This is a genomic window from Mesorhizobium sp. (assembly GCF_024509055.1).
GTDB lineage: Bacteria > Pseudomonadota > Alphaproteobacteria > Rhizobiales > Rhizobiaceae > Mesorhizobium.
The window spans coordinates 1-8,214 of the sequence record NZ_JANINM010000557.1; the positions used below are offsets into that span (position 1 = coordinate 1).

An 8,214-nucleotide genomic window follows, 5' to 3' on the forward strand; every position below is an offset into this window, starting at 1 on the left:
CCGGCGGTGTGGGTGTGTAGCTCAGTTGGTAGAGCAGCTGACTCTTAATCAGCGGGTCCACAGTTCGATCCTGTGCACACCCACCAAATTCTTCTTCAGGACTTGCTGAAACACATCGGAAGCTGGGCGCTCTGCTGCGTTCAGGAGGCTTTCGATTTTACTGGATGGTTGGCCTGAGGTAGGTGAGGATCGCCCTCGTTATGGCCAGGACGCCGTCGACGGCTTCGAAGTCTGTTTTGCTCTTGCCGACGATCCATTCGAGTTCGGGAGCTTGCGGTAATCGAAGTGCGTCACACACAAGCCAGCCCGACAGCGTGAAGAGATCTAAATATCTGGGTTCACCGTCGGAGTAGTAAGGAAATTGAAGGAACAGCCTTATTGGACCCCCATATCCAAGTTTGAATTGGATGTTGAATCTAGTCTCGTGGTCAAATCTGTCTTGAAAAATGCCGCTGAAGCTGAGGTCTCTGGCATCGTAGCTATGCCATTGTTTCATTAATCCCATGGAGCTCAACGCCGCCAAGGTATGCGCCTTAAGCTCTTTGCGGTTGGGGAATTTTACCTCGTCGGGATCGAAATTGGTGGGCGGATCAGTGTAATCTGTCTCGACTCTCCACTCCTCTGCGGCACCGCGAAAATCTTCAAAAATCTGAACGATTTTCGGATCCATAGACTCGCCCGAGCAGCGTGAGATCCGCCACTGAGAGATTACCTCGCATAAATCTTCCACCGTATGGCCTGACCGCTCTGCCCAATCTTCGGTAGCCAGTGCCCACGGGGAGTTGTACTTCAGCGTGGCAAAGGCTCCGCGTTTGCTGTCGAAATCGCGAATAATTCGAACCAAAGTGTCGCGAAGCCCTTGTTTGGGATCACCAAAAATCTGGGAAGGCTCGTCCATCAGCGCGCCCTAGGCGTCTAGGCCACTACTTCTCCGAAACGCCTGCCTCTGCAAAGCTCGCCATCTTTGCGTGGCACTCCAGCGCCGAGCGGACGATGTTGACGGCAAGGCAGGCGCCGGAGCCTTCGCCAAGCCGCATGCCGAGGTCAAGCAACGGCGGCAGGCCGAGCGCTTCCAGCAGGCGGCGGTGGCCGGCTTCGGCCGAGACGTGGGCGGCGACGGTGTGGGCGAGGCCGGTCGGGTGCAGCCTGGCCAGCGGAGCGACGGCGGCGGTGCAGACGAAGCCGTCGAGCAGCACCGGGATGTTGTTGTGCCGAGCGGCGAGCGTCGCGCCGAAGATCGCGGCAAGCTCGCGCCCGCCCAAGGCGGCGGCGATCTTCAGCGGGTCGGACAGCGAATCGGCATGACGCTTGAGGCCGGCCTCGATGGCCACGACCTTGCGCTTCAGGCCGGCATCGTCGACGCCTGTGCCGCGCCCTGTCCATTTTTCCGCGCCGCCGCCGAAGAGTGCGGTCGAGATCGCGGCAGCCGGCGTGGTGTTGCCGATGCCCATCTCGCCGAAGCAGACGAGGTCGAGGTCCTTGGATACGGCGTCATAGCCGGTCGAGACGGCGGCGAGGAACGCCTTCTCGTCCATCGCCGGCACTTGCGTGAAATCGCCGGTCGGATGCTCCAGGTCGAGCGGGAGGACATCGAGCTTGGCGCCGGCGACGCGGGCCAGCTGATTGATGGCGGCGCCGCCCCCGGCGAAGTTCGCCACCATCTGCACGGTGACTTCCGAAGGATAGGCCGAAACCCCTTGCGCGGTGACGCCGTGGTTGCCGGCAAAAACGAAGACCTTCACGTTATCGAGCTTGGGCATGTCACGACCCTGCCAGCGGGCGAGCCAGGCGGCGATGGTTTCGAGCCGGCCCAGGCTGCCTTGCGGCTTGGTCAGCGTATCCTGGCGGCGGGCGACGGCACTGGCCGCGGCGTCGCTGCCCGCGGAAAGGTCGAGGCAGGCGGCGCGGAGGTCTTCGAGCGATTTGAAAGAAGCTGGTTGAGGGGACATGGGGGCGAGGGTCTCCGAGGGGGGATCAGGTTAGGCAAACCGAAGCGACGAGCAGGACGGTGATCTCGCCAAGCTGCTGCAACGCGCCGATCGTGTCGCCGGTCTGGCCGCCGATCTGGCTGAGGCAAAGCGCGCGGAAGGCGGCGAACACAAGGCCGAGCAGGATGAGCGCTATAATCGCGCCGCCGAGGCCGAGCGCCAGCAGCGCCACCGCGCCGATCGCGGCGCCGATCGCAGCCGTTTCGACGGTAACGGTGCCAGCGCCGGCCGACAGGCCGTCCGCGCGGGCTGGCGGCAGCAAGTGTATGAAGGCGCCGAACAGGCCGCGCGAGGTGGCATGCGCGGCAAGCAGCGCCAGGAAGACATGACCGGGACCAGCCAACTCGGACAGCGCGGTCCAGCGGATGAGCAGGGATGCGACAAGCGCCGCGGCGCCGTAAGCGCCGATCCGGCTGTCGCGCATGATCTCGAGCTTCCTCTCGCGTGTCCTGCCGCCGCCGAACCCATCGGCGATGTCGGAAAGCCCGTCTTCATGCAGGCAACCGGTGACGAGCATCGTCGCCGCAAGCGCGAGCGCCGCTGACGGACCGGCGGCCAGCCCGGCCTTGGAGACGATGGTGTAGACGAGCGCGCTGATGACAGCGACGGCGAGGCCGGCGAAAGGCGCCGCCCAGATCGCGTCGGCGAGGCGGCGGCCGCCGAAATCGTGCGACGGCAGCCGCAGCCGCGTGAAGAAGACGAGGCTGAGCCCGATGTCGTCAAGCAACTGCCTTGGCTCGGAGGGGCTGCTCATGCACTCCTCGCGATGGCATGGAAGAAGGTACCGCTGACATGGCCGCGGCGGTAGCCGGACGGTCCAAGCGAATTGCCCTGGCCGTCGGCGAGGTCGGCCAGCGGCTCGTCGTTGCCGGTGGCCGTCATCTGCGCATAGTGGAATTCGTGGCCGCGGATGAGCGTGCCTTCGCTTCCAAGCGGACAGGCGGCGCGAAGGCGCGCCTGGCGATAGCCGAGGTTCATCTTGCGTTTGGCGAAGCTGGTGGAATGTCCAAGAAGGCCGAGCATCTTGTGGCTTTGCCCATCCGCGTCCTCCAGCACTTCGCCCAACACCATGAAGCCGCCGCACTCTCCGTGAACCGGCTTCGTTGTCGCAAAGCGCGCCATTCCCGCCTGGAAGTTTGTAGCGGCGGCGAGCTTGCCTGCGTGGAGTTCGGGATAGCCGCCGGGCAACCAGCAGACATCGCAGTCCTCGGACGGTGCCTCGTCGGCGAGCGGTGAGAAGGGGACGATCTCGGCGCCGGCATCATGCCAATGCGCGGCAACATGCGGATAGAGGAAGGTGAAGGCGGCATCCTCCGCCAGCGCGATACGCTGCGCGGGCGGTTGCAGGGCATCGCCGAAAGCGCCGGGCGAGGGCTCCAGGGGCATGGCCAGCGATAGTATGGCGTCGATGTCGAGCGACCTCTCGACCATGTCGGCCAGCCGGTCAAGATGGGCCATCAGGTTGTCGTATTCGCCGGCCTGGACGAGGCCGAGATGCCGCTCCGGCAAATTGAGCGTCGGATCGCGCATGATGGCTCCGACCACTGGCAGGCCGATCGCCTCGATGGCCTCACCCGACAGCCGCCGATGGCGTTCACTGCCGAGGCGGTTGAGCACCACGCCGGCCATGCGCACATCCGGATCGTAAGTAGCAAAGCCCTTGGCCACCGCGGCCGCCGTGGTCGACTGTCCGGAAACGTCGAGCACCAGAAGCACCGGCAGGCGATAGAGCCGGGCGAGATCGGCGGCTGAGCCGGAGCGGCCCTGCGGCGCCGGGATGCCGTCGAAGAGGCCCATTGCGCTTTCGAGGATGATGTACTCGGCGTTGTCGGCGGCTTGCGTGGCCAACGCATTGAGCAAGGCAGGCGACATCGCCCAGCTATCGAGATTGACGCCGGGAAGGCCCGTGGCGGCGGCGTGGAAGCCAGGATCGATGTAGTCCGGCCCGGACTTGGCGCCGCGCACCTTCAGACCACGCCGGGCAAGCGCGCGCAGCAGGCCGATGGTGACGCTCGTCTTGCCCGAGCCGGAGCGCGGCGCGCCGATGATGATTGCGCGCGCGGTCATGCCCCACCCGCCAGTGCCGCGCGCATGGCGACAATGCCGCCGACAACGATCAGCGCCGGCGAGGCGAGGCCTGCGGCGGCGGCCGCCCCGGCAATCGTCGACAGCGTGGCCACAACGATGTGTTCGCGAGGCGTCGTCGCTGCGACAATCACCGCGGCGGGCGTCGAGGGCGCCAGACCACCTTCGAGCAGGGCGGCGGCAATCCGGGGAAGATTGGCCATGCCCATATAGACGACGATGGGCTGGCCAGTGCGGGCCAGCCCGGCCCAGTCGATGTCGTCGTCAGTGCCGGCGGCATGGCCTGTTGCGAGAATGACGGCCTTGTTGATGCCGCGCATGGTGGCCGGAATGCCGGTAGCGGCCAGCGCGCTGAGGCCGGAGGTGAGGCCGGAAAGCACCCGGAAAGGTATGCCTTCGCGCGCCAGCGCCAACGCCTCTTCGCCGCCACGGCCGAAGATGTAGGGATCGCCACCCTTGAGCCGCACGACGCGACGACCTTCATGCGCCAGCCTCACCAGCAGGGCGTTGATGTCGTCCTGCTTCATCGACGGCTGGCCGCCGCGTTTGCCGGCATAGAACAGTTCCGCGCCCTCAGCGACCGCGACGACATCCGGGGAGACCAGCGCGTCATAGACCAGCGCATCGCACTGCCCGAGCGCCGCCAGAACTTCGAGCGTCAGGCAGCCGGGATCGCCGGGGCCGGCGCCGGCCAGCCAGACATGACGGGGCTCAAGCACGCGCGGCTTGAAGTTCAGCCGCGCCAGCGCCTGCTCTATCGTCGCTTGTCCGTTTCTTTTGGCGCCGTTCACAATCCGTCCCGTCCGCGAAAACGCCGCTGGTAGTGGGCGTCGTAAAGTGAGCTTTCGCCGAAATCCCGTGCCGAGAGCGCGCTGCCGACGAAGATGATGGCCGTGCGCTCCATGGGATTATCCGCCAATTGCGCCTCGATGGTTCCGAGCGTGCCGGTCAGGATGCGTTCGTCCGGCCACGAGGCTCGGAAGACGACCGCGACCGGGCATTCGGCGCCATAGAGCGGCGTGAGGTCGGCAACGATACGGTCGATGGCGTGGATGGCAAGATGGATGGCAAGCGTGGCGCCGGTGCGGCCGAAGCCGGCCAGCGTCTCGCCCGGCGGCATCTTGGAGGCGCGGCCGGAAACGCGGGTCAGCACCAGGCTTTGGGCGAGTTCTGGAATGGTGAGCTCGCGGCGCAGCGCCGCCGCGGCTGCGGCGAAGGAGGGGACACCCGGCGTCAGCGTGTAAGGAATGTTGTGCTTTTCCAGCCGCCTTATCTGCTCGGCCACGGCGCTCCAGACCGAAAGGTCGCCGGAATGCAGGCGGGCGACATCCTGGCCGGCCTTGTGGGCGGCGACATATTCGGCTTCGATCTCGTCGAGCGACATCGGCGCGGTGTCGATCAGCTTTGTGCCCGGCGCGCAATGCTCGAGCAGCTCCGGCGCCACGATCGACCCCGCGTAAAGACAGATGGGGCAACTCGCCAGCAGCCGGCTTCCGCGCAAGGTGATGAGGTCTGCCGCGCCCGGTCCGGCGCCGATGAAATGGACGGTCAAGCCGTGTCTCCTCCAAGGGCGATGGCGCAGGTGACGGGACCGACGACGGTACGCGGCCCGAGCAGCCTCGCGTCCTTTCCGGCTACTGCGAGGGCGGCGGCTTCGGATACAGAGGGCGTACCCGCGACCGCTTGCGACAGGTTGGAAATGCTCAGCGTTGCGGACGCCGCGGCTTTCAGCGCCTCGTCGTCAACGACGATAAGCGGCAGGCTGAGTTGTTGCGCGGCGGCGGCGATAGCGGCCTCGTCCTGCTTGAGCCTGGCGGTCGCGAGCGCCGACAGCGCCGACATCGCAAGCCCATGCGTATCGAGCGCGGTCTCAATGGCCGCAAGCACGTCCTCGACGTCCACACCTGTGCGGCTGCCGATGCCCGCGACGATCATGGCTTTACCCAGCTCCATTGCGTGACAGGCATGGCCGGGCGCCAGGCCTGCATCGACCCTACGGGCGCTGCGCGGGACAGCGCAATGCGGATGAGATCGCCGCCGCAGCGGTTGTGTTGATCGAGCAGCAGCGCCTCCATTTCGAGCGTGACGGCGTTGGCGACGAGCCGGCCGCCGGGACGCAGCGCCTTGATCGCCTTCTCCAACACGTCGGCATCGCTGCCGCCCCCACCGATGAAGATGGCGTCGGGCGTTTCGAGTTTTGCGAACGCCTTGGGTGCAGAGCCTTCGACCACGGCCAGGCCCGGCACGCCGCAATGCGCGGCGTTGCGACGGATGCGGGCGGCACGCTCACTGTTGGCCTCGATGGCGATGGCGAGCATGGAAGGGTGCGCAAGCATCCATTCGATACCGATCGACCCGGAGCCGGCGCCGATATCCCACAGCAACTCCCCGCGCCGGGGCGCCAGCGCCGACAGCGTGATCGAGCGGATATCACGCTTGGTGATCTGGCCGTCATGCTCGAACAGATGATCGGCGAGGCCGACGGTCAAAGGCAGGATGCGTGCATCCGGCGTCGATTCAATTTCGAGCGCCAGCACGTTGAGCGGATTGATTTTCTTCAGGTCGAAGGCGTCGGCACGAGCGGCACGACGCTTTTCATCCGGGCCGCCGAGCGCTTCGAGAACCGTCAATCGCGAGGGGCCGAAGCCCAGTTCGTCGAGCAGCGCCGCAATGGTCGCCGGGGCATCGTCGTCGGAGGTTAGCGCCAGGATGCGCGCGCCCGGGTGGAGCAGGGGCCGGATCAGGTCGATCGAATGGCCGTGAAGCGAGATGGTCTCGACGTCCTGCAACGGCCAGCCCAGACGCGACGCGGCGAGCGAAAGGGACGAAGGCGCAGGCAGGACAAGCATTTCATCCGGCTTCACCTTGCGCGCCAAGGTGGCACCGACCCCGTGAAAGAACGGATCGCCGGAGGCCAGCACGCAGATTTTTTTGCCTGCAAGCGCCAGCACGTCGCTCATTTCGGAATCGAATGGCGTCGTCCATTGGCGAGGTTCGCCTTTGACTACGGAAGCGACGAGGGCGAGGTGCCGCTTGCCGCCGAAGACCACTTCCGCCTCGGCGATCCGCTGCTTGGCCTCGTCGCCGAGACCCGCTACACCGTCCTCGCCGATGCCTACCACCGTAAGCCATCTTTGAGTGGGCTTGGCGCCGCGCGGACCCTTAGCAGGCATGATGACCCACCATATCCTGATCCTCGGCGGAACCACGGAGGCCCGGCAACTGGCGGGAAAGCTCGCCCATCGCGAGGATTTCTCGGTCACGCTGTCGCTGGCGGGCCGAACTGAAAGCCCGGTCGCGCAAGGCGTGCCTGTGCGTGTCGGCGGGTTCGGCGGTGCGGATGGCCTGGCAACCTATCTCGGACAGCAACAGGTCGATCTGCTTATCGACGCAACGCACCCTTATGCGGCGCGCATTTCGGCCAATGCGGCTGAGGCGGCCAAGCGAACCGGCGTGCAGCTTATTGCCCTGCGGCGTCCCGGGTGGGAGCGTGCGGCTGGCGATCGCTGGACGCTGGTGGAAACCATGGCGGAAGCGACGAAGGCACTCGGCGCTGTCCCGCGCCGTGTGTTCCTGGCGATCGGCCGGCAGGAGGCCGGCGTCTTCGAGACCGCTCCGCAGCACAGCTACCTGATCCGCAGCGTCGACCCCGTAGAGCCGAAGCCGGCTTTGCCCGATGCGGTCTACCTGCTGGCGCGCGGGCCGTTCCTTGAAGCGGACGAAAAGGCGTTGCTGGAAAGATACGGCATCGACGCGGTCGTGTCGAAAAACAGCGGCGGAGAGGCAACCTATGCCAAGATCGCCGCGGCGCGGGCGCTCGGCATCGAGGTGATCATGGTCCGCCGGCCACGGCTGCCGGACGTTCCCTCCAAAGAGACCGTCGAAGAGCTGGCCGCGACCGTCGATCATCTTTTCGGCCCTGTTGCCGAACGCGGCGTGTAGACCAGCGCGGGCTGCTCGCCGCGTTTGATGATCCGGGTTTCGGGCGAGCCGATGATGATACAGGTCGCCATGTCGGCTTTGGCTGCGTCTGCATCCGCCAGCAGATTGATCTCGATGCGCTCGTCGGGCCGGCCGGCGGCGCGACCGAAGATCACCGGCGTGGTGCCGGGCAGGATCGCTTTCAGGCATTCGAAGGCGC

General features: G+C 65.9%; 9 protein-coding genes, 1 tRNA gene and 1 pseudogene. 2 read left to right on the forward strand and 9 right to left on the reverse strand.

Features of this window, described 5'->3' with window-relative positions; genetic code table 11:
• Positions 1 to 10: 10 nt before the first annotated feature.
• Positions 11 to 86: transfer RNA gene (locus Q0L57_RS33825), tRNA-Lys, on the forward strand.
• A 71-nt stretch (positions 87 to 157) separates the two neighbouring features.
• Here the strand turns inward: Q0L57_RS33825 and Q0L57_RS33830 are convergent.
• From Q0L57_RS33830 to cbiE, 8 genes are read right to left on the reverse strand one after another with little or no spacing between them, the layout of a single operon-like run.
• Positions 158 to 898, reverse strand: coding sequence for a hypothetical protein (locus Q0L57_RS33830; protein WP_296747575.1), 741 nt, complete (start codon positions 896 to 898; stop codon positions 158 to 160).
• A 25-nt stretch (positions 899 to 923) separates the two neighbouring features.
• Positions 924 to 1,949: a nicotinate-nucleotide--dimethylbenzimidazole phosphoribosyltransferase gene (cobT, locus tag Q0L57_RS33835; protein WP_296747577.1), complete on the reverse strand. Its 1,026-nt coding sequence runs from the start codon at positions 1,947 to 1,949 to the stop codon at positions 924 to 926.
• 25 nt (positions 1,950 to 1,974) lie between these two features.
• Positions 1,975 to 2,742, reverse strand: a complete 768-nt coding sequence (gene cobS, locus Q0L57_RS33840; protein WP_296747579.1) for an adenosylcobinamide-GDP ribazoletransferase — start codon at positions 2,740 to 2,742, stop codon at positions 1,975 to 1,977.
• Complete coding sequence (locus Q0L57_RS33845; protein WP_296747581.1) at positions 2,739 to 4,055, reverse strand: cobyrinate a,c-diamide synthase; 1,317 nt, start codon at positions 4,053 to 4,055, stop codon at positions 2,739 to 2,741. Before Q0L57_RS33845 ends, cobS begins: the two co-directional genes overlap by 4 nt.
• Positions 4,052 to 4,864, reverse strand: a complete 813-nt coding sequence (gene cobA, locus Q0L57_RS33850; protein ID WP_296747583.1) for a uroporphyrinogen-III C-methyltransferase — start codon at positions 4,862 to 4,864, stop codon at positions 4,052 to 4,054. Before cobA ends, Q0L57_RS33845 begins: the two co-directional genes overlap by 4 nt.
• Positions 4,861 to 5,625, reverse strand: coding sequence for a precorrin-4 C(11)-methyltransferase (gene cobM / locus Q0L57_RS33855; protein ID WP_296747585.1), 765 nt, complete (start codon positions 5,623 to 5,625; stop codon positions 4,861 to 4,863). Before cobM ends, cobA begins: the two co-directional genes overlap by 4 nt.
• Complete coding sequence (locus Q0L57_RS33860) at positions 5,622 to 6,008, reverse strand: cobalamin biosynthesis protein (RefSeq protein WP_296747587.1); 387 nt, start codon at positions 6,006 to 6,008, stop codon at positions 5,622 to 5,624. Before Q0L57_RS33860 ends, cobM begins: the two co-directional genes overlap by 4 nt.
• Positions 6,005 to 7,246, reverse strand: a complete 1,242-nt coding sequence (cbiE, locus tag Q0L57_RS33865) for a precorrin-6y C5,15-methyltransferase (decarboxylating) subunit CbiE (protein ID WP_296747589.1) — start codon at positions 7,244 to 7,246, stop codon at positions 6,005 to 6,007. The genes Q0L57_RS33860 and cbiE overlap by 4 nt, the downstream gene beginning before the upstream one ends.
• A 1-nt stretch (position 7,247) precedes the next feature.
• Here cbiE and Q0L57_RS33870 point away from each other — a divergent pair, with 1 nt between their 5' ends.
• Positions 7,248 to 8,015, forward strand: coding sequence for a cobalt-precorrin-6A reductase (locus Q0L57_RS33870; protein ID WP_296747591.1), 768 nt, complete (start codon positions 7,248 to 7,250; stop codon positions 8,013 to 8,015).
• Here the strand turns inward: Q0L57_RS33870 and Q0L57_RS33875 are convergent.
• Positions 7,979 to 8,214: pseudogene (locus Q0L57_RS33875) on the reverse strand (precorrin-3B C(17)-methyltransferase); the annotation flags it as partial. The gene Q0L57_RS33870 and the pseudogene Q0L57_RS33875 sit on opposite strands and share 37 nt — an antisense overlap.

Coding starts and splice junctions, on each gene's coding strand:
- cbiE (WP_296747589.1), bottom strand. CDS start 7,246: ATGCCTGCTAAGGGTCCGCGCGGCGCCAAGCCCACTCAAAGATGGCTT.
- cobS (WP_296747579.1), bottom strand. CDS start 2,742: ATGAGCAGCCCCTCCGAGCCAAGGCAGTTGCTTGACGACATCGGGCTC.
- cobT (WP_296747577.1), bottom strand. CDS start 1,949: ATGTCCCCTCAACCAGCTTCTTTCAAATCGCTCGAAGACCTCCGCGCC.
- Q0L57_RS33860 (WP_296747587.1), bottom strand. CDS start 6,008: ATGATCGTCGCGGGCATCGGCAGCCGCACAGGTGTGGACGTCGAGGAC.
- Q0L57_RS33830 (WP_296747575.1), bottom strand. CDS start 898: ATGGACGAGCCTTCCCAGATTTTTGGTGATCCCAAACAAGGGCTTCGC.
- Q0L57_RS33845 (WP_296747581.1), bottom strand. CDS start 4,055: ATGACCGCGCGCGCAATCATCATCGGCGCGCCGCGCTCCGGCTCGGGC.
- Q0L57_RS33870 (WP_296747591.1), top strand. CDS start 7,248: ATGACCCACCATATCCTGATCCTCGGCGGAACCACGGAGGCCCGGCAA.